This window comes from Nonomuraea sp. NPDC049758, from assembly GCF_040674635.1.
In the GTDB taxonomy this organism is placed as follows: Bacteria; Actinomycetota; Actinomycetes; order Streptosporangiales; family Streptosporangiaceae; genus Nonomuraea.
On sequence record NZ_JBFAMZ010000035.1, the window covers coordinates 41,861 to 64,304 of the forward strand.

The following is a 22,444-nucleotide window of genomic DNA, read 5'->3' on the forward strand; positions in this document are numbered from 1 at the left end:
TCCATGCGACGCGAGTTCAAGCTTCCCGACGTCGGGGAGGGCCTGACCGAGGCCGAGATCGTCCGCTGGCACGTGCGGCCGGGCGACGAGGTCAAGGTCAACCAGATCGTGGTGGAGATCGAGACCGCCAAGTCCATCGTCGAGCTGCCGATCCCCTGGGACGGCGTGGTCGCGGGCGTGCTGGTCGAGGAGGGCCGCACGGTCGACGTCGGCACGCCGATCGTCGCCGTGGACACCGGCGGCGAGGCGGGCGGCGCCGACCAGGGCCCCGCCGGCCAGGGCCTGGCCGACCAGGGCCGTGCCGACCAGGGCCCGGCTGACCAGGGCCTCAAAGCGCTGGCCGACGACATGGTCCCCAAGCCGCCGGAGGAGGGCGCGGCCGAGCCCGGCGCCCACGGCAGCCCAGCGCCCAAGGAGGAGCGGCAGGCGGTCCTGGTGGGTTACGGGGTCAAGACCGGCGCCTCCAAACGCCGTCCCCGCAAGCGGCCGGCGGAGCCGATCCCGGCCGCGCAGGTGGCCAACCCGGCCCGCGTGGAGGTGCCCGGCCCGGCCCCGACGGCCCGCCCGGCCGAGCCGGTCGGCCCCCCGCCCGTCGTCGCGGCCGTCGGTCGGGGCCGCGTGGCCGTGCTGGCCAAGCCGCCGGTCCGCAAGCTGGCCAAGGACCTGGGCGTCGACCTCGCCACGCTCACCGGCACCGGCCCCCAGGGCTCCATCACGCGTGACGACGTGCACGCCGCCGCGCAGGGCGGTCTCCAGGCGGCGCCCGAGCCCGTCCGGCAGGCCGAGCCCCAGCGGCGGGAGGAGCGCGTCCCCGTCAAGGGCGTGCGCAAGATGACCGCCCAGGCGATGGTGGCCAGCGCCTTCACGGCCCCGCACGTCACCGAGTTCCTCCAGGTGGACGTGACGGAGACCATGGAGGCGGTCCGGCGGCTGCGGGCCCTGCCCGACTTCGCCGAGGTCAAGGTCTCCCCGCTGCTGCTGGTCTGCCGGGCCCTGCTCACCGGGGTCAGGCGCTACCCGATGATCAACTCCTCCTGGGACGAGGCGGCCCAGGAGATCGTGGTCAAGCACTACGTGAACCTGGGCATCGCCGCCGCCACCCCGCGCGGCCTCGTCGTGCCCAACATCAAGGACGCCCACGCCCTCCCGCTCCCCGAGCTGGCCAGGCAGCTGGGCGCGCTGGCGGAGACGGCCAGGGCGGGCCGCACCCAGCCGGCCGAGATGGCGGGCGGGACGATCACCATCACCAACGTGGGCGTGTTCGGCGTCGACGCCGGCACCCCCATCCTCAACCCGGGCGAGTCCGCCATCCTGGCCTTCGGCCAGGTCAGGGACATGCCGTGGGTGGTGGACGGCGAGCTGGCGGTGCGCAAGGTGACCACCCTCGCGCTCGGCTTCGACCACCGGATCGTCGACGGCGAGCTGGGCTCGATGTTCCTGCGCGACGTCGGCGCGATGCTGGAGGACCCGCTCCGCATGCTCGCCTGGGGCTGAACCGGGCCGAAGCCGGGCCGAAGCCGGGCGGTGACCGCCGGGAGGACCCCTCTCCCCGGCGGTCACCGCAGGCTCGGCCAGGGCGCCTTCTTGTCCCGCGCGCGGGGGCCGTACGACTCCAGCCACACGGGCGCGCCCACGACATGAGAGACCGCCGCGGGCCAGTCTGATACACCCTCCTCGTAGACCGGCGTCGCCCGCAGCAGCCGGGCCGTACGGTCCGGCTCGGCGAACGTGACGGGCCGGTCGTAGCGCACGCACATGCGGGTGACGTCCGCGTCGAGGTGGGTGAGCGCGAGACCGTCCACGCCGCCGGCCGCCTCGGCCGCGTACCGGTGGGCGACCGCGTCGAAGTGCCCGCGGCGGAAGGCCCCCTGCCACGGCCCGGTCACGTTGTGCGGCTCGGGCAGCTCCAGGCCGGGGTCCTCGGTCACCAGCGGGCCGGGGCCGTGCCGGGTGGTGTAGGTCCGCAGCACGCCGAGCCGCGCCGCCCCGGCCCCGTCCAGCAGTTCCAGCGCGTTGGCGAAGGTCGTCGTGCTCCACGTCGTGTACGGGTCGAACCCCCACCGCTCGTCCAGCAGCACGCCCTGCGCGCCCTCGAACACCACCGGCCCCCGCCTGACCAGCCCGGCGGTGTACGACGAGTCCACCAGCCGCACCCGTTCGGCGAACGCCCGGTAGACGGCCACGCAGTCGGCCACCGGCGGCCCCTCGCCCCCCAGCGCCTCCCGCAGCACGGTCAGCTTGCGCGTCAGCTCGCGCGGCGGGTCGCCCGCCCGGGGCGCGAGCGCGCCGTGCTCCAGGTGGTACGCCATCGTCTCCCCGACGCCCATCCCGCAGGATCCGTGCCGCGCCTCCCCGCGCGCCAGCTCCCGCCTGCGCCCGGCCTCGACGTGGTACGGCGTCGCCAGCAGGCAGTCCCGGTCCACCGTGAGCAGCCCGAAGGGGTCGGGCACGCCGAGCCGGGCCAGGTGCTCCGCCTCGGCCGACAACGCCAGCGGATCGACCACCACGAACCGCGAGAGATGCGTGCGAACCCCCCGGAACGTCCCGGCGCCGAACTGCGCGAACGTGTGGTGCCGCCCGTCGTCCAGGACGACGTTGTGCCCCGCCTGGGCGCCCCCGTTGAACCGGACCACGGCGTGGACGGGCAGCGTGGCGCACGCCCAGTCCACGACCGTGCCCTTGCCGGCGTCGCCGTACCCGAGGTCGACGACGACCAGGTGCTCGTTCACGCCCGGAGCCCGCCGAACCCGTCGAGCCCGTCGAGCGGCTCGGCGCTGACCACCGTGCCGCGGTCGAGCCTGGCCAGGGCCCGCGACACCGACGCGCCGGCCGTCGAGCCCAGCTCGGCCAGGTCCTCAAGGCCCTCGTCCAGGCCGATCGCGTCCTCGCCGAGCCCGACGGTGAGCGCGATCGTCTCGCACACGGCGTCGAGGTCGTCCAGCTCCAGCACGTTCTGGCCGAGCAGACGGCGCCAGGAGTCCAGCACCTCGGGGTCGCCGGCGTAGCTGGCCCCCTGCGGGAGGATGAAGTAGACGTCGTACTTGCGGGTCAGCTCGGCCACCACGTCGTCCACCCCGAGGGGCGCCGTCAGCCGGTCGCCGACGAGGTCCTTGACGTGGTTCCTGGACACCCGCTGGTAGGGCATCTCGTCGCCGATGACGAACAGGTAGCCGCGCTTGCCGCGCTTCTCGTGGCAGTCGATGGAGGTGTGCCTGGCCATGAAGTACATGGCCAGCTCGTAGGACTCGCGCTTCTGCCCCCCGCCGCCGCCCTCCAGCAGGATCAGGCCGAGCTGGTCGTCCATGCGGTTGTCGGACTCGAACTGGCCGACCTGCAGCGGCGCCCGGTCACAGGTGGCGTCGCCGATCGCGCCGAACATGATCTGCGGGTCGGTGGCGTACCCCTTGCGCAGCAACAGCCCGAGCAGGTCGGGCAGGCGGGCCTGGAGCGTGCGGGGGACCGCGCGCATCGAGCCGGTCACGTCGAAGAGCACGGCGATGGCCAGCGAGTCGGGGTGCTCGGCCGAGTCGCGGCTCTCCCGCGTCACGCCGAAGGGGTCGAGGTCGGGGTGGACGCGCCGGGCGCCGCCGTCGCTGTAGGCGAAGGCGCTGGAGCCGGTGGCCGCGCGGTAGCGCGCGGCGGAGTCGTAGACGTTCGTGGACCAGATTCCGCTGCCCATGGCAGCCTCCCTCAAAGGTGGAGCGGACGGTACGTACGGGGCCCGTAGAGGTCGTCGAGCAGGTCGTCCAGCTCGCGCAGCAGCTCCCACGCGTCGGACGGCGGGCGCAGCAGGCAGCCGCGGACGAAGGCGCGCATCCGGCGCGGGCACTCGCCCATCAGGTGGTCGACGCACCGCGTCAGGGCGGCGATGTCGGCGCGTTCGTCGAGCCGGTCGCCGTGGCACCAGTCGACCAGCACGAGCCCGTGGTCGAGCGGATGGATGAGGACGTGGCGGGGGAGCACGGCGCCGTGCGCGACGCCGGCCCGGTGGGCGAGCCCGGCGGCCACGAGCAGCCGCCGCCAGATCCACGCCACGTCGCGCGGGTCGAGGCCGGTGCCGGCGCGGTCGAGGGTGACGAACCCGGCGGGCGCCCGGCTGACCACGTTCGCCTGCCGGACCACCTCGCCGCCGCGGTAGCGGAAGCTCGCGACGAGGCGGGGGACGTACGGCAGGAAACGCGGATCGCCGTCGGCGGCGATCTTCCGCAGCGCGGCGGCCTCGCGGACCAGCAGCCGGTCGGCGGCCGGGTCGCGGGCCACCTTGAGCAGCGAGTCGCGCTCGGCGCCGCGCCCGGCCGGGTAGAGCACGGCGGTGCCGCCCTTGTGCAGCGGCGGCCCGACCAGGAAGTCACCGACCCGCTGGCCCCGGTGGTAGGTCTCCCAGAGCGCGACCAGCCGCTTGAACGCCTCCTCGCCGCCCGGCGCGAGGTCGGGATGCAGCGCCCTGGCCAACCGCCGGTAGACGCGGGCCGCGGACCCGCCGGCGAAGAGCTCCTGGGCCGATCGCGCCCCCATGACGATCGCCGCCGCCCGCTCGGTGTTCATCGCACCTCCTCCTCCCGTGCGGGCCGCAGCAGCGCGGGGTGGAGCAGCCGGGCGTCGCCCGCGCGGTAGAGCCTGGCCCGCGGGCCGCCTCTGGGGCCGCCGGTCTCGGTCGTCTGGCCGGTGCTCTCGACGAACCCGGGGACGGACAGGACCTTGCGGTGGAAGTTGCCCGCGTGCAGCGGCGTGCCCCACACGGTCTCGTAGATCAGCCGCAGCTCGGAGACGGTGAACTCGGCGCCGGCGAAGGCCGTGGCCAGCGGCGTGTACTCCAGCTTCGACCGGGCCCGCTCGACGCCGTCGGCCAGGATGCGAGCGTGGTCGAAGGCCAGCGGCGGCACGTCGTCGACCGGGTGCCAGACGGCCGCGGCGGCGTCCGTGCCGGGCCGGGGGTCGGGCAGGTCGGGGGCGAAGGCGAGGTAGGAGATCGACACCACCCGCATGCGGGGGTCGCGGCCGGGGCCGCCGTAGCTGGCCAGCTGCTCGATGTGCGCCGGGCGGGTGGCCACGCCGGTCTCCTCGGCCAGCTCGCGCACCGCCGCCTCGGCGAGGTCCTCGTCCGGCTTGATGAAACCGCCGGGCAGGGCCCAGCAGCCCGCGTACGGCTCCACGCCGCGCTCGACGATCAGGACGTGCAGCCGCCGGTCGCGGATGGTCAGCGCCACCACGTCGACGGTGACCGCGACCGGCGCGTAGCGCCGGGGGTTGTAACCGGCCAGGAACTCTTCCATCCCCAAGTCCTTCTCAGTTCGAGTCAGTCTCGATTTGAGAATAACTCCGCCGACGGGTGTGTGTCGATAGGGTTGGCGCATGATCCGTCACATTGTGCTGTTCACCTGGGCCGACGACGCCACCGACGAGCAGAAGGCCGCGGTCGCGACCGAGCTGCGCAAGCTGCCGGGCGAGATCCCGCAGCTACGGGCGTACACGGTGGGGCCCGACGCCGGCATCACCCCGGGCAACCACGAGTTCGCCGTGGTCGCCGACCTCGACAGCGTGGACGACTTCGTGATCTACCGCGACCATCCCCGGCACCAGGCCGTGATCGCGGAGTACATCAAGCCGATCCTGGCGACGCGCGCCGCCGTGCAGCTCAGCCTCTAGAGCTCGGGCGGGTGGTTCTCGCGGTGCATCAGCCGGTCCTCGGAGGTGCGCCCGCGCCGGGGCGCGAGCACGATGCTGAGCACGACGCCGACGCCTCCGACGATCATGAAGATGACGCCGACGATGTCCATGTGCACGCTCTGGCCGAACACGTCGGGTTCGATGGCGAACCGCAGGATGGCGCCGAGCGTGAGGAAGAAGATGCTGACCCCGACACCCATGACGACCTCCAGGCAAAGGCGAGATGTGCCCACGGTCATACCCGGGTATCGGTGACCACACCCCCGCCGCGTCAGCCGAGACAGGACAGTGGCCGCCCGCCGTTGTAGGCGATCATGTCCTGGACGGCCGCGCCGACGTCGATCGGCGCGCCCGGCGGGCGGCCGTCCAGCTCGGCGTAGGCACGGTGGAGATTGCCCACGATCCGTTCGGGGTCGAGCAGCGCGCCCCACTCGCCGAGGTCGGTCTCCCGCGCCGCCTCCAGGGGCGTCCGGCCCGCCGCGTGGCCCCGCCGGGCGGTCTCCTGGACGAACCGCAGGTAGCCCTCGACCCGGTCGTAGACCTCCGGCCCGCACACCTCGCCGTGCCCGGGGACGATCGTCTCGGCGCCCAGCCCCCTGAGCGTCTCCAGGGCGGCGATCGTCCCGGCCACCGAGCCCATCAGGACGAACGGCGTGCCGCCGTTGAAGACCAGGTCGCCGGAGAACAGCACCCGCCGCTCCGGGATCCAGACGATCGAGTCGTTGGTCGTGTGCGCGGCCGGCCCGACGTGCCGCACCTCGCAGCGCAGGTCGTCGGAGTGGAGGGTGACCCCCTCGGTGTACGTCAGGAACGGCGGCGCGACCTCCATCGCTCCCCACACCACCTCCGGCGACCAGGCCCCCCGGTACGCCGGGACCCCGTCGGCCAGGAGTTGGGCGCGTACGCCCTCGTGCCCGACGATCGTGGCCTCGGGGAACAGCCAGTTGCCGAAGGTGTGGTCGCCGTGGTGGTGGGTGTTGACCAGCGTGGTGATCGGCCCGCTGCTGACCTTGCCGACGGCCGCCCGCAGGTCGCGGGTGCGGCGCTCGGTCGAGCAGGCGTCCACGCAGATCACGCCGCGCCGCCCGGCCAGGAAGCCGGTGTTGTTGATCCACCAGCTCCCGTCGGGCTGGACGTAGGCGTAGACGCCCTCGGAGACCTCTTCGACGCGCGGCGGGGGCAGGGGGTGGTCATGAGGAGAAGAGCTCATGCCCGGAACCTAACAGCGACGCCCGCCCCCCGGACGGGAGGCGGGCGTCACAAACGGTGGCTCAGAAGGCCTCTTCGGGAAGCTCCATGAGGTCCTGGCCGGTGGCGGCGAGGACGCGCCGCTCGGCCGCCAGCCTGGGCAGCACGGTCGTGGCGAAGAACGACGCCGCGGCCACCTTGCCCTGGTAGAACGGGTCCTCCGACTCCGCCAGCCGGGCCAGGGCCACCTCGGCCTGGCGCAGCAGCAGCCAGCCGATCACCAGGTCGCCCAGCGAGAGCAGGAACCGGGTGCTGTTCAGGCCGACCTTGTAGACCTCCTCCGGCTTCTCCAGCGAGCCGAGCGCCCAGCCGGCCATGGTGTCGCCCATGACCTTGACCTCGGCGGCGGCCTCGGCGAGCAGCTTGCGCTCCTCCTTGAGGCGGCCGTTGCCCGCCTCGGAGGCGGCGAACTCGTTGATCTCGGCGAGCAGCGCGCCGACCGCGGCGCCCTGGTTGCGCAGGATCTTCCGGAAGAACAGGTCGAGGCCCTGGATCGCGGTGGTGCCCTCGTACAGGGAGTCGATCTTGGCGTCGCGGATGTACTGCTCGATCGGGTAGTCCTGGAGGTAGCCCGAGCCGCCTAGGGTCTGCAGCGAGCGGGCCAGCAGCTCGTACGAGCGCTCCGAGCCGACGCCCTTGACCAGGGGCAGCAGCAGGTCGTTCATGGCCTCCGCGTGCCGGTCCGCCGGGTCGATCAGGAGGGCGTCCTGGAAGGTGGCCGTGTAGAGGACCAGGGCGCGCATGCCCTCGGCGTACGCCTTCTGCAGCATCAGCTCGCGGCGCACGTCCGGGTGGTGGGTGATGGTCACCCGGGGGGCGGACTTGTCGGCCATCTTGGTCAGGTCCGCGCCCTGGTAGCGGGACTTGGCGTAGTCGAGGGCGTTGAGGTAGCCGGTGGACAGCGTGGCGATGGCCTTGGTGCCGACCATCATGCGGGCGTGCTCGATCACCATGAACATCTGCTTGATGCCCTCGTGCACGTCGCCGACCAGCCAGCCGATCGCCGGGTGCTTGTCGCCGAAGGTGAGCTCGCAGGTCGTGGAGACCTTCAGGCCCATCTTCTTCTCGACGTTGGTGACGTAGGCGCCGTTGCGCTCGCCCAGCTCGCCGGTCTCCAGGTCCACGTGGAACTTGGGCACCAGGAACATCGACAGGCCCTTGGTGCCCGGACCGTGGCCCTCGGGACGGGCCAGGACCAGGTGGAAGATGTTGTCGGCCATGTCGTGCTCGGCGCTGGTGATGAAGCGCTTGACGCCCTCGATGTGCCAGGTGCCGTCGGGCTGCTGGACCGCCCTGGCCCGGCCGGCGCCGACGTCCGAGCCCGCGTCCGGCTCGGTGAGCACCATGGTGGCGCCCCAGTTCTTCTCGATGGCCAGCTCGGCGAAGCGCTTCTGCTCCGGGGTGCCCAGCTTCCACAGGGTGTAGGCGAAGTTGGGGCCGGCGGCGTACATGTACAGGGCCGGGTTGGAGCCGAGCACCATCTCGGCCGTCGCCCAGGCGAGGGTGCGCGGGATGCCGGGGCCGCCCAGCTCGGCGGGCAGGTCGAGGTGCGCCCAGCCGCCGTCCACCAGCGCCTTGAACGACTTCTTGACGCCGGCCGGGACGGTCACCGTGCTCGTCGCGGGGTCGAACACCGGCGGGGTGCGGTCGCCCTCCTCGAAGGAGTCGGCGAGCACGCCGGTCGCCAGCCTGTTGACCTCGTCCAGGATGCTCCGCGCGACGTCCTCGTCCACTTCGCCGAAGGGGCCGGTGCCGAGGATCTCGCGTCGACCGAACACCTCGAAGAGGTTGAATTCCAGGTCACGCACGTTGCTCTTGTAGTGGCCCATGGGTGCAGATCTCCTTGAACCGAGGTCTTCATGTACTGGCCAGTAACCTTACCTGCAATGCTACCCGCGGGTAACCCCGCCCATGCGTGGCATGCTCGACTCCATGGACGCCGAAGAACTCGCCACAAGATGGCGGGAGCGACTGGAATCCTGGGCCATCCCCGAGGAGATCCTGGCCAAGGCTCCGGCCGATCCGTGGAGCCACTCGCCGGCCCGGTTCGCCACGCGGACCGACCGGGCGCTGGCCGAGCCCGACGACGGCCCGACCATGACCCGGCTGGCCGAGGCGCTGCCCGACAAGGGCACGCTGCTCGACGTCGGCTCGGGCCCCGGCGCCGCGTCGCTGCCGCTGCGCGAGCGCGTCGGCCACCTCTACGCGGTCGACACGTCCGCGCCCATGCTGGAGGGCCTGAAGGTCCGCGCGATGGACCTCGGCGTGCCCGCCACCACCGTCGAGGGGCGCTGGCCCGACGTGGCGGATCAGGTGCCCGTGGTCGACGTGTCCGTCGCCGCGCACGTGGTCTACAACGTGCCCGACCTCGCGGAGTTCCTTCAGGCGCTCGGCCGCCGCACCCGCGGCCGGGTGGTGCTCGAACTGCCCCACCGCCATCCCATGAGCTGGATGACGCCGCTCTGGCAGCACTTCCACGGCGTCGACCGCCCGGTCCGGCCGATCGCGGAAGACTGCGTGGCCCTGGCCGCGGCGCTGGGCTTCCCCGTGCGCGTGGAGGAGCGGGAGGCGCCCCTGGAACGTTTCACGACCGTCGAGGAGCTGGCCGAGAGCGCCTGCCGCCGGGTGTGCCTCGACCCGTCCAGGGTGGGGGAGGTGGCCGAGACCGCCGTCGAGCTGGGCATGTGGCCGGTGCCGCGTGACCGGTGGGTCACCGTCTGGTGGGAATGATCCGTTTCGCTGAGCCGTTGTAGAAATTGAGCTGACAGCTCCCGGACGAGACGCGCCGTACCCGGAAACGCCAAGACGACGCACGTACCTGTACGTCTCGTCCTCAGGAGTACTGATCATGGCGTGGATCCTCATCGTGCTGGCCGGCCTGTTCGAGGTGGCCATGGCACTGTCGCTCAAGCTCAGCAACGGCCTCGGCAACCTGTGGTGGACCCTGTCCTTCCTGGCCACGGCCGCCCTCAGCTTCGGGCTGCTCGCCTACGCGCTCAAGTCCCTGGAGGTCGGCACCGCGTACGCCGTGTGGACCGGCATCGGAGCCGTCGGCACCGCGATCCTCGGCATGGTCGCCATGGGCGACGACGTGTCGCCGCTGCGCCTGACCTCGATCGCGCTCATCCTGGCCGGTGTCGTGGGGCTCAATCTGGCTGGTGGACACTAGTGCGATGATTGAGATCCATGCCATCACCGTCGACGCCACCGACCCCTACGAGATCGCGAACTGGTGGAGCCAGGCCACCGGATGGCCGCTGGCCGAGGGTGACAAGCCGGGCGCCGACGAGGTGATGCTGCGCACGCCGCAGGACCCGTTCCTGCTGTTCATCCGCGTGCCCGAGGGCAAGACCGGCAAGAACCGGGTGCATTTCGACGTCAACGGCACCGAGGGCCGTACGCGTGACGAGGAGGTCGAGCGGCTGCTCGGCCTCGGCGCGACCGTCTTCCAGGACCAGCGCAGGCCCGACGGCACGGGCTGGGTGACCATGCTCGACCCCGAGGGCAACGAGTTCTGCGTGTGCCGGAGCGAGGCGGAGAAGGCCTTGCCGGAATGATGTTCTGTCGGTGAAGCTGGCCCCATGAGCGTGAGGGCCGTCGTCTGCACCGAATACGGCAAGCCGGTCCGGCTGGCCGAGCTGCCCGATCCCGTCCCCGGTCCTGACCAGGTGGTCGTCGAGGTCGAGGCGGCCGGCGTCAACTTCGTGGACGGGCTGATGGTGCGCGGCGGCTACCAGATCAGGCCACCGCTGCCCTTCACCCCCGGCTACGAGGTGGCCGGGCGGTTGCCCGACGGCGGCAGGGTCGTGGCGATCACCGGGCTGGGCGGCTTCGCCACCCGGGTGCTGGTGCACAAGGCGCAGGCCGTACCGCTGCCCGAGGGTTTCGACGTGCTCGCGGCGGCGGCGTTCCCGCAGAGCTACTGCACGGCCATGTACGCGCTCAGGGAGCGCGGCCGGCTGCTGCCCGGCGAGCGGGTGCTCGTGCTCGGGGCGGGCGGCGGTGTGGGGCTGGCCGTGGTCCAGGTCGCCAAGGCGCTCGGCGCCGTCGTGCTGGCGGCGGCGTCCACCGGCGAGAAGAGGGAGCGCGCCCGGCGGGCGGGAGCCGACGACGTGATCGGCTACGACGGGCTGAAGGAAGCGGCCAGGGCGTGGGCCGTGGACGTGGCCCTCGACCCGGTCGGCGGCGAGCTGTCCGAGCAGGCCCTTCGCGGGTTGCGCGAGGGCGGGCGGCTCCTGGTCGTCGGATTCGCCTCGGGCGGAATCGCGAGGCTGCCGGCCAACCAGGTGCTGCTGCGTAACCGGGCCGTGGTGGGCGTCGACTGGGGCGCGTGGTCCATGGGCCACGCCGTGGAGAACCGGGCCATGCTCGAAGGTCTGCTGGCGATGCCGGGCATCGTCCCGGCGGCGCCGGAGGTCAGGCCGCTGGCGGAGGCGGGCCGGGCCATGGACGACCTGCTGGAGCGGCGGGTCACTGGGAAGATCGTGCTCGTCCCTTCATCGTGAGGGTCAGGATCGCGGCGATCAGGTAGACCAGCGCGCCGTGCCACATCGCCTGCACGGCCGAGCCGAACACGCCCTCGTCGTCGAGCACGAGCTGCACCGGGTAGTCGAGCACCGCCGTGATCGCGGCGGGCAGGAGCGCGAACTTCCACGGGTGCCGCAGCGACCAGAGCCGGGCCTGGCGGGTGACGCGGTCGCCCTCGTGCGGCTTGGCGACCGCGCCGATCGCGGCGATCAGCGCGAACAGGCTGATGCCGAGGCCCAGGGCCCAGACCAGGTCACCGCCGCCGGTGACCAGGCCCATCCCGAAGCTGGCGGCCGACACCACGACGCCGCCGATGGCGGCGGTCTTCCAAGGGGCGCCCCGCAGGGCCGCCGCGGACAGTGAGACCTCGTCGCGTCTACTGATTTCGTTCATGTCCTCATGGTGCCGCCGCGGGCCCCCATGAGGCATCGGGGACGGACCCTGACCTGTCCCTGACATGATTCCCATATGACGGAAATCGCCATTGTGCAGTTGGGGCCGGACGAAGGGGAACGACTGAAGGACGTCCGGCTGCGGGCGCTGCAGGAGTCACCGGACGCGTTCGGCTCCTCCTACGCGCGCGAGGTCGCGTTCTCCGCCGAGGACTGGGCCGAGCGGCTGAAGAACCCCCACTCGCGGTGGTGGGTGGCCGAGGGCGACGGCCTGGGCGACGTCGGCCTGGTGTGCATGCTCCTGGAGGAGTCCGGCGCCCACCTGCTGTCCATGTGGGTCGCCCCCGAGGCCAGGGGACGCGGGCTCGCCTCCCGGCTGGTCGACCGGTCCGTGGAGTGGGCCCGTTCGGCCGGGGCCGAGCAGGTGCAGCTCTGGGCCGTCGACGGCAACCACGCCGCCCGCGCGCTCTACGCGGCCAAGGGCTTCGTGCGCAGCGGCAAGGTCATGGCCCTGCCCTCCAACCCGTCCCTGATGGAGTCCCACTACGTGCTGTCCCTGCTGTTCCGCCAGGCGCGCAAGGAGGACGTCCCGGCCATCGTCCGGCTGCTGGCCGACGACCCGCTCGGCGCCGCCCGCGAGGGAGCCCCCGACGACACCCGCTACCTGATGGCCTTCGACCGCATCGAGGCCAACCCGCACGACGAGCTGATCGTGGCCGAGCGGGAGGGCGAGGTCGTCGGCACGATGCAGCTCACGTACCTGGCCGGGCTGTCGCGGCTGGGCTCCGAGCGGTGCCAGATCGAGGCCGTCAGGGTGGCCGCCTCGACGCGCGGCCAGGGGCTCGGCGGCAAGATGATCCAGTGGGCCGTCGACCGGGCGCGGGCCAGGGGGTGCGCCGTCGTCCAGCTCACCTCCGACAAGTCGCGCACCGACGCCCACCGCTTCTACGACGCGCTCGGCTTCACCGCCTCCCACGAGGGCTACAAGCTCTCACTCGGCTGATTCGCCGTCGGCGAGCTGGGTCAGCATCCAGCGGCACCACTCGGCCCGGTGCCGCTCGTAGCTCAGCCCGCAGCGCAGCGTCGCGTAGCCGCCGAACCCGGGGTCGCCGAAGGCCGGCCGCCCGCCGAACGACGCCTCCTGCCGCTCGTAGTCGGCCAGCCGCTCCTCGTGCGCGGCGAGCTGGTCGGCGAACAGCCGCCGCAGCAGCTCCGGCTCGGCCAGCCACGCCGCGTACGTCTTCAGCATCAGCTCGTCGCGCTCCGGCCGCTCGCGCGGCGGCTGGGTGACCCATGCCCGCAGCGCCGTCAGGCCCTCGGCGGTCAGGTGGTAGACCTTCTTGGCCTGCGGCCCGGGCCCGTGCGCGCTCTCGAACCCGACCAGCCCGGCCGCCCGCAGTTTCTGCAGTTCGGCGTGGATCTGGCTGTGGCCGGCCGTCCAGAAGTAGCCGACCGGGCGCCGCATGGCCGCCGCGAGGTCGTAACCGGTGCGATCGCCGCGCGCCAGCACGGCCAGGATCGCGTATCCGAGCGTTGAGGTCATGGTGGGTCCAAGGATATGGTGCTTGCGGCACTATGTCAGTTCAGACATAGTCAGGAGAAGGGCGCGGCGGCCATGCGAAAGATCGTCGGATGGATGGCACTCCTCACCATGGGGCTGACCGGCTGCGGGGGCACGGTCGGCACCGGCACCACCGCCGTCCGTACGACGGCCGCCGAGTCCCCCGCCCCTGTCAGCGAGACAACCCCCACCCCGAGCGCGCCGCCCACCGGCCCCAACGTCTCGGGCTGCTTCACCGAGCAGGACGGCAAGATCTTCACCCACGTCCGCGGCCTGCCCGGCGTGATCACCGGCGACGGCCCGGTGGGCGTGGTGATCAGCTACGAGCGCCGCGGCACCGTGTGCTCCTGGCGCCCGCTGTCGGACCGCCTGGTCGCCGCCGGCTACCGCGTCCTGCTGTACGCCAGGGACGCCGGCCTCCTCCCCGAGGACGGCGCGGTCGCCATGGGCAAGCGCCTGGCCAAGGAGAAGGGCGTCAAGCGGCTGTTCCTGGTCGGCGGCTCGATCGGCGCCACGGCCTCGGTCCCGGCGGCCGAGCGGCTGGGCGCCGAGGTGGCCGGCGTCGTCGCCCTGTCAGGCGAGATCGACAAGGGCGACGCCGCCGCGCTCACCGTGCCGCTGCTGCAGATCGGCTCCGAGCACGACTCCTACGGCGGCGCCGAATCGATGCGCGCGGCCGAGGCCGCCGCGACCAAGGCCCCGGACAATCAGGTGCTGGTCATCCCCGGCGAGTCGCTGCACGCCTCGGCCCTGCTCGGCAGCCCCTACTCCGCCAAGGTGCTCGACACGGTCGTGGCGTTCATGGACCGGCACAAGGGCTGATCTCGACCAGGTTGTCGTGGAAGGCCGGGCCCCTGCCCATGTCACCGTCCCGCTCGGCCACGACGGCGTTGGCGTTCGCGCCGCCCGGGGTGAGCTTCGGCCACCGGCCCTTGGGCGAGGCCACCACGCCGGGCGCGACCCGGTCGCTGATCTCCACGTCGGCCAGGAACTCGCCGCCGTCGTTGTGCACCCGTACGCGCTGCCCGGCCACCAGCCCCCGGGCCGCCGCGTCGGCCGGGTTCACCAGCACGGCCGGCCCCTTGGCCCGCCGCCGCAGCTCCGGATTGTTGGCGAAGATCGTGTTCAGGAACGTGTGCGAGGCCGGCGTGACCAGCGTCAGCGGGTACGCCGACCGGTCGGCGACCGCCGTGTGCGAGGGCACGTACGCCTTCCCGGCGGGCGGGAAGCGCAGCCGCCCGGAAGGCGTCGGGAAGCCCTCGGCGAACGGCGCGAACGGCTTGGGGTAGTTCATCCGCACCCACCCCTCCTTGCGCAGCCGGTCCAGCGTGACGCCTTCGAGCGACGGGTGCCCGCCCGACAGCAGCGACTCGGCCAGCTCCAGGTCGGAGTCGTACAGGGACGGCTCGGTCAGCCCCATGTGCGCGGCCAGCCGGCGGAAGGTCTCGGTCGTGGACAGGCACTCGCCGGGCGGCGGCACGGCGGGCTCGTTCCACAGCAGGTACATGTGGCCGTACCCGGCGTGCAGATCCATGTGCTCGGTCTGCATGGTCGCGGGCAGGACGATGTCGGCGTAGTCCACGGTGTCGGTCGGGAACTGCTCCATGACGACCGTGAACAGGTCCTCGCGGGTGAGCTGCCGTCTGATCGTGTTGGCGTCGGGGGTCGAGCCGAGCGGGTTGGCGGCGTACACCCACAGGCATTTGACGTCGTCGAGCTGGGAGCCGAGCTTGGTCATGACCAGCGTGCGCACCGGCTTGGCCAGCAGGTCGTCGCGGGTGTCGACGGTCACGCGCACGTGGCCGCTCGTCGAGTACGCCACGCCGCCGCCCGGATGCCGCCAGTCGCCGGTCACGCCGGGGATCGCGGCGATCGTGCGCATCGCGGCGCCGCCGCCGGCGTGCCGCTGGATGCCCATGGTGGCGCGGATCGCGGTCGGCCGGGTGTGGGCCAGGCGCATCCCCAGGCCGTGGACGTCCTCGGCCGGGATGCCGGTGATCTCCGCCACCCGCTCCACCGGGTACTCCAGGATCTCCTTGCGGAAGTCCGCCCAGCCGTCGGTGTGCTCGGCCAGGAACTCCTCGTCCTGGGCGTTCTCCGCGAGCACGACGTTGAGCAGCCCGAGCGCGAGCGCGGCGTCCGTGCCCGGCCTGATCGCCAGGTGCTGGTCGGCCTGGTCGGCGGTCCTGGTGCGGATGGGGTCGATGGCGACCACGTGCGCGCCGTCCGCGCGGGCGTCCTGGATGAACTTCCACAGGTGGTGGCCGCTGGTCAGCGTGTTCGTGCCCCAGAGCAGGATCAGCCTGGCCTGGGCGAAGTTCTCCGGGTCCATGCCGCCGGCGGTGCCGTTGGCCTTCATCAGCCCGCTGCTGCCGGCCGCCGAGCAGATGTTCAGCCAGTGCTTGGACGCCCCCAGCACGTTCCAGAACCGGCGGCCCGCCACGCCCTCGCAGCCCTGGAGGTAACCCAGCGACCCGGTGCCCAGGTACGGCCAGATCGCCTCGCCGCCGTGCTCGTCCACGATGGCGCGCAGCCGGGTCGAGATCTCGTCGAGCGCCTCGTCCCAGGTGATGCGCTCGAACTGCCCCGACCCCTTCGGCCCGGTGCGCCGCATCGGGTACAGGATGCGGTCGTCCGCCTGCGTGTGCTCCAGGTACCGGTTGACCTTCACGCACAGCGCGCCGCGGGTGTAGGGGTGGTCGGGGTTGCCGCGCATCTTGACGGCCTGCCCGTCCCGTACGGTCACGACCCAGGAGCAGGTGTCCGGGCAGTCAAGCGGACATGCCCCCAAAACCCTCAAATCACCCGACATGCGCACAGCCTACGTCGAGAGGCCCGCGCCCGCCCTCCCGCGACACCGCCGAGCCGACCTCGTGAAAGAAGCCAAAGGTGAACGGTTGGAGTTCCACCGTGTACCCTGCCTCGCGCAGCCTGGCCGCGACGTACTCGGCCGACGCGTCGTGACCGGGCCGCCCGGCCGCGCGGTTTCCCCCGCGGGCGCCGGGCGTCGGGGGCGACGAGGGCCGGCACCGGCATCGCGAGAGTGAACCTGCCAGACACGCGGGCAGTTCAATGCCGGTCGGGTCCTCACCCGATGCGCGCGCCGGAGCGGCGAACGAGGACACTGGAGAACAGAGATCGTACGGTCCGGCCGGGAAGGTGCAGAATCACTGTCGGTGGCCGAAATCAGGGAACGAGACGATGACACGGAGGACCTCGCGGAAGGGGATCCAGCCGTGTCCGAGCCACGCGCCGACGGCGGCGTCTACGTAGTCGAGCCGCTCCTTCCCCAGCGGCTGCGGCGGCCGTCCGACCTGCTGCGCTTCTTCGCGACGCTGGCGGTGCTCGCGGCGGTGATCCTGCTCGCCCTCGTCGCCAAGCAGACGCTCAACGGCCTGGAGCAGGACGTCAAGGTCGGCGCCGAGATGGTCCCGCTGCTCAGCCGGGTCGCGGCCTTCATCGGCAGCGCGGCCGTGCTGATCGTGCCCGCCGCGTTCGCCGTCGAGCGGGTCTTCCACCGCGACGGCCTGCGCGTCGCGGAAGGGCTGATCGCGGCCATCATCGGCATGGCCGGGTCGTTCCTGCTCGGCCAGTGGATCGAGGCCAGCAGCCTGACCGACCTGCGCATCCTGCTCACCGGCGACCGCGCGATCGAGCCGCTGAACACGCTGCTCACCTCGGTGATCGCCTACACCACCGCGGTGCGCATCGCCCGCCGCCCCACATGGCGCATGCTCATGTGGACCTCGATCGCCCTCTACATCCTCACCTACTTCTCCGGCAGGCAGATCACCCTGCCCAGCGCCATCGTGACCGTCCTGGTCGGCATGGCCATCGGCTACGCCACCCTCTACGGCGTCGGCAGCCCCAACACCCGCCCGCCCGGCAGCGCCGTGGTCGCCGCGCTGCGCAAGCTGTCCTTCTCGCCCGTCTCCGCCCGCCGCATCGAGGACGACCACCAGGGCAGCCGCCGCTACGCCATCGGCCTCAAGGACGGCACCAGCCTCGACGTCACCGTCCTCGACCGCGACCGCCAGGTGGCCGGGCTGCCGTACCGGCTGTGGCGGCGCATCAGGCTCAACTCCGAGACCAGACGCCGGGCCATCCGCTCGCTCCGGGCCGAGCTCGAACGCGAGGCCCTGATGGCGTATGCGGCCCAGGCCGCCGGCGCCAGCACGCCGCGCCTGCTCGGCACCAGCGAGATCGGCACCGAGGCCGCCCTGCTCGCCTACGAGCACATCGAGACCCGCCCGCTCGACGAGGTGCCCGACGCCGAGATCGACGACGCCCTGCTCGCCCAGATCTGGGAACAGGTCGAGCTGCTGCAGATCCAGCGGCTGGCACACCGGCGGCTCACCGGCGACAGCATCCACCTCGACCGCGCCGGCCGGGTCGTGCTGACCGACGCCCGCAGCGGCGAGATCGCCGCCGGCGACCTGCTGCTCCGGCTCGACATCGCCCAGCTCCTCACCTACCTGGCGCTGCGCGTCGGCGCCGAGCGCTCGGTCCGGGCCGCCGCCGCCGTGATGGGCCCCGACGCCCTCGCCGCCGCCATGCCGCTGCTCCAGCGCATCGCCCTGACCAGGGAGACCCGTTCGGCCCTGTCCAAGGCCAAGAACGTGCTCACCAGCCTGCGCGACCACATCGTCGCCCTCAAGCCCCAGGGCAGGGTCGAAGAGGTACGCCTGGAGCGCTTCCGCCCGCGCACCCTGATCACGATCATCGCCAGCACGGTCGCCGCCTACGTCGTGCTGTCCCAGCTCAGCAAGGTCGACCTCTACAAGGTGGTGACCACGGCCAACTGGGGGTGGTCCGGCCTGGCGCTGATCGCCTCGTTCACCAGCTTCGTCGCCGCCGCCCTCATGCTGCGCGGGTTCGTCCCGGAACGCCTGCCGCTGTGGCGTACCGTCCTGGTGCAGTTCGCGTCGTCGTTCGTCAAGCTGGTCGCGCCCGCCGCGGTCGGCGGCGTCGCGATCAACACCCGCTACCTGCAGAAGCGCGGCATCGCGCCGGCGCTCGCGGTGGCCAGCGTGGGCGCCTCGCAGCTCATCATGCTGGTCTTCCACATCGCCCTGCTGCTGCTGTTCGCCTACATCACCGGCTCCGACGCCGCCACCTCCTTCACCCCCTCGCGCGGCCTGGTCGTGGCGATGCTCGCCATCGCGCTGCTGGTCGCGGTGGTGCTCGGCGTGCCGCCGCTGCGCAGGATGGTGACCGTGCGGATGCGCAGGCTGTTCTCGAACGTGCTGCCCCGCCTGCTCGACGTGCTCCAGTCGCCGGCCAAGATGATCGAGGCCGCCTTCGGCACGCTCATGATCACGATCGCCTTCGTGGCCTGCCTCGACGCCTGCGTCGCGGCGTTCGGCGGTCAGCTGAGCTTCACCGCCGTCGCCGTCGTCTACCTCACGGCCAACGCCATCGGCTCGGCCGCCCCCACGCCCGGCGGCCTCGGCGCCGTCGAGTACGCGCTCACCCTCGGCCTGGTCGCGGCCGGCCTCGAATGGGACCTGGCGGCCTCGGCCGTGCTGCTGCACCGGCTGCTCACGTTCTGGCTGCCGGTGCTGCCGGGCTGGGCCGCCTTCACCTACCTCCAGCGGCACGAGGCCCTGTGAACCGCCCTCGGACGGCACAGGACCCCGTGCGCCGCGGGTGATCAGCGGGCCGACGTGACCGGCTCGGTGACCTTGTCGATCGCCGCCAGCTCGCTCTCGGTGAACACCGGGCCGTCCACGCACGCCACGTTGTCCTCCAGCTGCCGGACGCTGCTCGCCCCGATCAGCACGCTCGTCACCCGCGGGTCGCGCAGCGTCCACGACAGCGCCATCTGGGCCAGCGTCTGACCCCGGCCCCTGGCGATCTCGTTGAGGTCGCGGGCCAGGTCCCGGTCGATCTGCTCGGCGCTCAGGAACCGGCTCGTCGCCGCCCGCGAGCCCTCGGGCACGCCCTCCAGGTAGCGGTCGGTGAGCAGCCCCTGCGCCAGCGGCGAGTACACGATGCAGCCCATGCCCGCCTCCTCCAGCACGTCGAGCAGCCCGTCGTCCTCGATCCAGCGGTTGATCATCGAGTACGACGGCTGGTGGATGAGCAGCGGCGTGCCCAGCTCGCGCATGATCCGCGCGGCCTGCGCGGTCTGCTCGGCCGAGTAGTTGGAGACACCCGCGTAGAGCGCCTTGCCCGAGCGCACCGCCCGGTCCAGCGCTCCCATCGTCTCCTCCAGCGGCGTCTCCGGGTCCGGACGGTGGCTGTAGAACACGTCCACGTACTCCAGGCCCATGCGGGCGAGCGACTGGTCGAGGCTGGCCAGCACGTACTTGCGCGACCCCCACTCCCCGTACGGCCCCGGCCACATGTCGTACCCGGCCTTGGTCGAGATGACCAGCTCGTCCCGGTACGCCGCGAAGTCCTCCCGCAGGATGCGCCCGAAGTTCCGCTCCGCCGACCCGTACGGCACGCCGTAGTTGTTGGCCAGGTCGAAATGCGTCACCCCGAGGTCGAACGCGCGCCGCAGCACCGCCCGCGAGTTCTCGATCGGCCGGTCGTCGCCGAAGTTGTGCCACAACCCCAGCGACACCGCCGGCAACCGCAGCCCACTGCGCCCGCTGCGGTTGTACGGCTGACGCTCGTAACGCCGCTCGTCGGCCACGAAGCTCACGCCGTCCCCCTCTCGATGATCCAGGACAGCGCGAACGCCTCCTCGCGCCAGGCGTCGTACCGGCCGCTGCGCCCGCCGTGCCCCGCGCCCATCTCCGTCTTGAGCAGGAACGGCCCGCCGGACGCGGTCGCCCGCAGCCGCGCGATCCACTTGGCCGGCTCGTGGTAGAGCACCCGCGTGTCGTTCAGGCTGGTGATCGCCAGAATCGGCGGGTACACCCTGCCGTCCACGTTCTCGTACGGCGAATAGCTCTTCATGTACGCGTAGACGTCCGGGTTGTGCAGCGGGTCGCCCCACTCGTCCCATTCGATCACCGTCAGCGGCAACGACGGGTCGAGGATCGTGTTGAGCGCGTCCACGAACGGCACCTCGGCCACCACCCCCGCGAACTCCTCGGGAGCCAGGTTCGTCACCGCGCCCATCAGCAGCCCGCCCGCCGAGCCGCCGCGCGCGACGATCCGCCCGCTCCAGCCGCCCGCCTTGAGATGCCGGGCCGCCGCCACGAAGTCGGTGAACGTGTTCCGCTTCCTGGTCAGCTTGCCGTCCTCGTACCAGTGACGGCCCATCTCGCCGCCGCCCCTGACGTGCGCGACGGCGAAGACGAACCCGCGGTCGAGCAGCGACAGCCGGGGCACCGAGAACCCGGGGTCGATCGAGGTCTCGTAGCTCCCGTAGCCGTAGAGCAGGGTGGGGGCCGGCGTCGTGGTGTCCTTGCGCTTGACGATCGAGATCGGCACGCGCGTGCCGTCCTCGGCCGTCGCCCACTCCCGGAACTGCTCGTAGTCGCCCGCGTCGTAGCCGCCCAATACCGGACGCTGCTTGAGCAGGATCAGCTCGTGCGAGTCCAGCTCGTAGTCGTAGACGCTCGGCGGCGTCACCATGCTCGTGTACGCCAGCCTCAGCCGCGTCGTCGTGAACTCGGGGTTGCCCGCCGGGCCGACGTCGTACAGGGGCTCGGGGAAGTCGATCTCGTACGCGTTCCGCTCGGCGGCCTCGATCCGCTCCCGCCAGCCCGCGCCCGCGGCGCTGTAGGGCAGCACCCGCAGGCCGGTCAGGCCGTCACGGCGGAAGTGCACGACGGCGTGGTCGGAGAAGGCGTCGATCTCCAGCAGCCTGGTGTCCTCGCGGTGCCCGATCAGCGGGGTCCAGGTGCCGGGCTCGTCGATGGGGGCCGTGGCCAGCTCGAAGTTCTCGGCGTTCTCGTTGTGCAGGACGTAGAAGAAGTCGCCCGCGTGCTCGACGCCGTACTCCACGCCGGTCTTCCTGGGCCGGACGACCTGGAACTCGCCGGTGGGGTCGGCGGCGTCGAGGATGCGCACCTCGCTGGTGATCTTGCTGCCCGCGCCCAGGACGAGGTACCGCTCGCTGCGGGTCAGCCCGATGCCCACCCAGTAGCGCTCGTCGGTCTCCTCGTAGACCAGGACGTCCTCTTCCGTCCCGAGGGTGTGCCGGTACACCTGGTAGGGACGCCAGGCGTCGTCCACCCGCGTGTAGAAGAACGCCGAGCCGTCGGCCGACCAGGCGCCGCCGTAGAAGATGTCCTTGATCTCGTCGGGCAGCACCTCGCCCGTCTCAAGGCTCCTGAACCTCAGCGTGAAACGCTCGTCGCCCTTGTAGTCGGTCGAGTAGGCCAGCATCGTCCCGTCGGGCGTGACGGCGCTGGTGCCGACGGAGAAGAACGCGCTGTCGCCGGCGAGCTCGTTGCCGTCGAGCACGACCTGCTCGCGCTCAAGGCGCTCGCCCGGGGTGATCTGCGGCGGCGCGTCACTGTCGGCCGGCACCCGGCAGGACACCGCGTACTGCTTGCCCTCCTCGGTACGCGTGAAGTACCACCACGCCCCCTTGCGGCTCGGCACCGACAGGTCGGTCTCCTGGGTGCGCCCCTTGATCTCCTGGAAGACCTGCTCCTGGAGCTCGGCGAGATGCGCGGTGTGCTCTTTGAGAAAGTCGTTCTCGGCCTCCAGGTACGCCGTTGTGTCCGGGTCGTCCTTGTTGCTTAGCCAGGCGTACTCGTCGATGAACGTGTCGCCGTGATGGATGCGCTCAGTCGGTACCTTCTTCGCCACTGGCGGCGTGTTGCTGCTCACGGGGGGAGTCTATGTTCGGCCGTGATCGTTCTGTGGCCGGGAGAGCTGCGGAACACGTCCCGAGTGGTCGGGAGCGCTGCTAATCTTTAGAAGCCGACGAGGTGCGGCGCAACCCACTCCCTTCACTCCGGTGACTTTGGTGCGTTGCGACGCGTAACGTCGGCAATCCCTTCTGGCTCGCGGGTTTGAAGATCGGTTCGCTAACCGAGCGACAGGCTGGTAAGTTAGAGGGGTTGTCCCGGAAGCGGGGCGCGACTTAATTCCAGCAGGTCGAGCAAGTCCGGTCAATTTGACAGAGACTTGAACGGCT

Annotated in this window: 21 protein-coding genes and 1 riboswitch; of the genes, 9 read left to right on the plus strand and 12 right to left on the minus strand. The window is 71.8% G+C overall.

From position 1 onward, the window contains the following. The first annotated feature begins 3 nt into the window (after positions 1–3). Positions 4–1,494, plus strand: a complete 1,491-nt coding sequence (locus AB0J46_RS48080; protein ID WP_364342910.1) for a 2-oxo acid dehydrogenase subunit E2 — start codon at positions 4–6, stop codon at positions 1,492–1,494. A gap of 62 nt (positions 1,495–1,556) precedes the next feature. Here the strand turns inward: AB0J46_RS48080 and AB0J46_RS48085 are convergent, their stop codons facing one another. The 4 genes from AB0J46_RS48085 to AB0J46_RS48100 are packed head-to-tail and all read right to left on the minus strand — an operon-like array spanning position 1,557 to position 5,273. Beyond that, on the minus strand, positions 1,557–2,729 hold the full coding sequence (locus AB0J46_RS48085) for an adenylosuccinate synthetase (RefSeq protein WP_364342912.1): 1,173 nt from the start codon (positions 2,727–2,729) through the stop codon (positions 1,557–1,559). Beyond that, positions 2,726–3,679 (minus strand): hypothetical protein, encoded by a 954-nt coding sequence (locus AB0J46_RS48090; RefSeq protein ID WP_364342915.1) that lies wholly within the window; start codon positions 3,677–3,679, stop codon positions 2,726–2,728. The genes AB0J46_RS48085 and AB0J46_RS48090 overlap by 4 nt, the downstream gene beginning before the upstream one ends. Positions 3,680–3,690: 11 nt before the next feature. Next, positions 3,691–4,545, minus strand: coding sequence for a molecular chaperone DnaJ (locus tag AB0J46_RS48095; RefSeq protein ID WP_364342918.1), 855 nt, complete (start codon positions 4,543–4,545; stop codon positions 3,691–3,693). Further along, positions 4,542–5,273: an NUDIX hydrolase gene (locus AB0J46_RS48100; RefSeq protein ID WP_364342921.1), complete on the minus strand. Its 732-nt coding sequence runs from the start codon at positions 5,271–5,273 to the stop codon at positions 4,542–4,544. The genes AB0J46_RS48095 and AB0J46_RS48100 overlap by 4 nt, the downstream gene beginning before the upstream one ends. A 79-nt stretch (positions 5,274–5,352) precedes the next feature. Between AB0J46_RS48100 and AB0J46_RS48105 the strand changes: the two genes are divergently transcribed. Then, positions 5,353–5,646, plus strand: coding sequence for a Dabb family protein (locus tag AB0J46_RS48105; protein ID WP_358302030.1), 294 nt, complete (start codon positions 5,353–5,355; stop codon positions 5,644–5,646). Here the strand turns inward: AB0J46_RS48105 and AB0J46_RS48110 are convergent. From AB0J46_RS48110 to AB0J46_RS48120, 3 genes are all read right to left on the minus strand, one after another. Continuing rightward, positions 5,643–5,867, minus strand: a complete 225-nt coding sequence (locus AB0J46_RS48110; RefSeq protein WP_358302033.1) for a hypothetical protein — start codon at positions 5,865–5,867, stop codon at positions 5,643–5,645. The genes AB0J46_RS48105 and AB0J46_RS48110 overlap by 4 nt on opposite strands. Before the next feature lie 71 nt (positions 5,868–5,938). Then, complete coding sequence (locus tag AB0J46_RS48115) at positions 5,939–6,877, minus strand: MBL fold metallo-hydrolase (protein ID WP_364342924.1); 939 nt, start codon at positions 6,875–6,877, stop codon at positions 5,939–5,941. A 61-nt stretch (positions 6,878–6,938) separates the two neighbouring features. After that, positions 6,939–8,744 carry an acyl-CoA dehydrogenase gene (locus AB0J46_RS48120; RefSeq protein WP_364342927.1) on the minus strand — a complete coding sequence of 602 codons (1,806 nt, stop codon included), beginning with the start codon at positions 8,742–8,744 and terminating at the stop codon, positions 6,939–6,941. A 103-nt stretch (positions 8,745–8,847) separates the two neighbouring features. Between AB0J46_RS48120 and AB0J46_RS48125 the strand changes: the two genes are divergently transcribed. The 4 genes from AB0J46_RS48125 to AB0J46_RS48140 all read left to right on the plus strand — a co-directional run bounded on the left by AB0J46_RS48125 (position 8,848) and on the right by AB0J46_RS48140 (position 11,420). Continuing rightward, the gene (locus tag AB0J46_RS48125; RefSeq protein ID WP_364342930.1) at positions 8,848–9,645 is read left to right on the plus strand and encodes a class I SAM-dependent methyltransferase; all 798 of its coding nucleotides are present in this window, start codon (positions 8,848–8,850) and stop codon (positions 9,643–9,645) included. 25 nt (positions 9,646–9,670) lie between these two features. Next, a riboswitch (guanidine-III (ykkC-III) riboswitch) is annotated at positions 9,671–9,730 on the plus strand. 33 nt (positions 9,731–9,763) lie between these two features. Continuing rightward, a complete protein-coding gene (locus AB0J46_RS48130) occupies positions 9,764–10,084 on the plus strand; it encodes a multidrug efflux SMR transporter (RefSeq protein WP_364342933.1) in 321 nt (106 codons plus the stop codon). 4 nt (positions 10,085–10,088) lie between these two features. After that, positions 10,089–10,472 carry a VOC family protein gene (locus AB0J46_RS48135; RefSeq protein WP_364342936.1) on the plus strand — a complete coding sequence of 128 codons (384 nt, stop codon included), beginning with the start codon at positions 10,089–10,091 and terminating at the stop codon, positions 10,470–10,472. A 24-nt stretch (positions 10,473–10,496) separates the two neighbouring features. Next, positions 10,497–11,420, plus strand: a complete 924-nt coding sequence (locus AB0J46_RS48140; protein WP_364342939.1) for a zinc-binding dehydrogenase — start codon at positions 10,497–10,499, stop codon at positions 11,418–11,420. Here the strand turns inward: AB0J46_RS48140 and AB0J46_RS48145 are convergent. Beyond that, complete coding sequence (locus AB0J46_RS48145; RefSeq protein WP_358302049.1) at positions 11,386–11,835, minus strand: hypothetical protein; 450 nt, start codon at positions 11,833–11,835, stop codon at positions 11,386–11,388. The two genes, AB0J46_RS48140 and AB0J46_RS48145, sit on opposite strands and share 35 nt — an antisense overlap. A 75-nt stretch (positions 11,836–11,910) precedes the next feature. Here AB0J46_RS48145 and AB0J46_RS48150 point away from each other — a divergent pair, with 75 nt between their 5' ends. Next, a complete protein-coding gene (locus AB0J46_RS48150; RefSeq protein ID WP_364342942.1) occupies positions 11,911–12,837 on the plus strand; it encodes a GNAT family N-acetyltransferase in 927 nt (308 codons plus the stop codon). On the opposite strand, the gene AB0J46_RS48155 is transcribed toward AB0J46_RS48150, so the two are convergent. Beyond that, positions 12,826–13,377 (minus strand): helix-turn-helix transcriptional regulator, encoded by a 552-nt coding sequence (locus AB0J46_RS48155; RefSeq protein WP_364342945.1) that lies wholly within the window; start codon positions 13,375–13,377, stop codon positions 12,826–12,828. The genes AB0J46_RS48150 and AB0J46_RS48155 overlap by 12 nt on opposite strands. 93 nt (positions 13,378–13,470) lie before the next feature. Between AB0J46_RS48155 and AB0J46_RS48160 the strand changes: the two genes are divergently transcribed. Next, entirely contained in the window at positions 13,471–14,217 is a 747-nt protein-coding gene (locus tag AB0J46_RS48160; RefSeq protein ID WP_364342948.1) for a hypothetical protein, read from the plus strand. Here the strand turns inward: AB0J46_RS48160 and AB0J46_RS48165 are convergent. Continuing rightward, positions 14,195–16,207 (minus strand): molybdopterin oxidoreductase family protein, encoded by a 2,013-nt coding sequence (locus tag AB0J46_RS48165; protein WP_364342951.1) that lies wholly within the window; start codon positions 16,205–16,207, stop codon positions 14,195–14,197. The genes AB0J46_RS48160 and AB0J46_RS48165 overlap by 23 nt on opposite strands. A 424-nt stretch (positions 16,208–16,631) precedes the next feature. On the opposite strand from AB0J46_RS48165, the gene AB0J46_RS48170 reads away from it, so the two are divergent. Next, on the plus strand, positions 16,632–19,007 hold the full coding sequence (locus AB0J46_RS48170; RefSeq protein WP_364342954.1) for a lysylphosphatidylglycerol synthase transmembrane domain-containing protein: 2,376 nt from the start codon (positions 16,632–16,634) through the stop codon (positions 19,005–19,007). A gap of 41 nt (positions 19,008–19,048) precedes the next feature. On the opposite strand, the gene mgrA is transcribed toward AB0J46_RS48170, so the two are convergent. Further along, the gene (gene mgrA, locus AB0J46_RS48175; protein WP_352361097.1) at positions 19,049–20,047 is read right to left on the minus strand and encodes an L-glyceraldehyde 3-phosphate reductase; all 999 of its coding nucleotides are present in this window, start codon (positions 20,045–20,047) and stop codon (positions 19,049–19,051) included. Next, positions 20,044–22,134 carry a S9 family peptidase gene (locus AB0J46_RS48180; protein WP_364342958.1) on the minus strand — a complete coding sequence of 697 codons (2,091 nt, stop codon included), beginning with the start codon at positions 22,132–22,134 and terminating at the stop codon, positions 20,044–20,046. Before AB0J46_RS48180 ends, mgrA begins: the two co-directional genes overlap by 4 nt. Positions 22,135–22,444 lie beyond the last annotated feature (310 nt).

Bases quoted from the DNA above. Each gene is read 5' to 3' on its own strand.
- AB0J46_RS48080 (WP_364342910.1), top strand. From the start codon at position 4: ATGCGACGCGAGTTCAAGCTTCCCGACGTCGGGGAGGGCCTGACCGAG.
- AB0J46_RS48090 (WP_364342915.1), bottom strand. From the start codon at position 3,679: ATGGGCAGCGGAATCTGGTCCACGAACGTCTACGACTCCGCCGCGCGC.
- AB0J46_RS48095 (WP_364342918.1), bottom strand. From the start codon at position 4,545: ATGAACACCGAGCGGGCGGCGGCGATCGTCATGGGGGCGCGATCGGCC.
- AB0J46_RS48100 (WP_364342921.1), bottom strand. From the start codon at position 5,273: ATGGAAGAGTTCCTGGCCGGTTACAACCCCCGGCGCTACGCGCCGGTC.
- AB0J46_RS48105 (WP_358302030.1), top strand. From the start codon at position 5,353: ATGATCCGTCACATTGTGCTGTTCACCTGGGCCGACGACGCCACCGAC.
- AB0J46_RS48110 (WP_358302033.1), bottom strand. From the start codon at position 5,867: ATGGGTGTCGGGGTCAGCATCTTCTTCCTCACGCTCGGCGCCATCCTG.
- AB0J46_RS48115 (WP_364342924.1), bottom strand. From the start codon at position 6,877: ATGAGCTCTTCTCCTCATGACCACCCCCTGCCCCCGCCGCGCGTCGAA.
- AB0J46_RS48120 (WP_364342927.1), bottom strand. From the start codon at position 8,744: ATGGGCCACTACAAGAGCAACGTGCGTGACCTGGAATTCAACCTCTTC.
- AB0J46_RS48125 (WP_364342930.1), top strand. From the start codon at position 8,848: ATGGACGCCGAAGAACTCGCCACAAGATGGCGGGAGCGACTGGAATCC.
- AB0J46_RS48130 (WP_364342933.1), top strand. From the start codon at position 9,764: ATGGCGTGGATCCTCATCGTGCTGGCCGGCCTGTTCGAGGTGGCCATG.
- AB0J46_RS48135 (WP_364342936.1), top strand. From the start codon at position 10,089: ATGATTGAGATCCATGCCATCACCGTCGACGCCACCGACCCCTACGAG.
- AB0J46_RS48140 (WP_364342939.1), top strand. From the start codon at position 10,497: ATGAGCGTGAGGGCCGTCGTCTGCACCGAATACGGCAAGCCGGTCCGG.
- AB0J46_RS48145 (WP_358302049.1), bottom strand. From the start codon at position 11,835: ATGAACGAAATCAGTAGACGCGACGAGGTCTCACTGTCCGCGGCGGCC.
- AB0J46_RS48150 (WP_364342942.1), top strand. From the start codon at position 11,911: ATGACGGAAATCGCCATTGTGCAGTTGGGGCCGGACGAAGGGGAACGA.
- AB0J46_RS48155 (WP_364342945.1), bottom strand. From the start codon at position 13,377: ATGACCTCAACGCTCGGATACGCGATCCTGGCCGTGCTGGCGCGCGGC.
- AB0J46_RS48160 (WP_364342948.1), top strand. From the start codon at position 13,471: ATGGCACTCCTCACCATGGGGCTGACCGGCTGCGGGGGCACGGTCGGC.
- AB0J46_RS48165 (WP_364342951.1), bottom strand. From the start codon at position 16,207: ATGTCGGGTGATTTGAGGGTTTTGGGGGCATGTCCGCTTGACTGCCCG.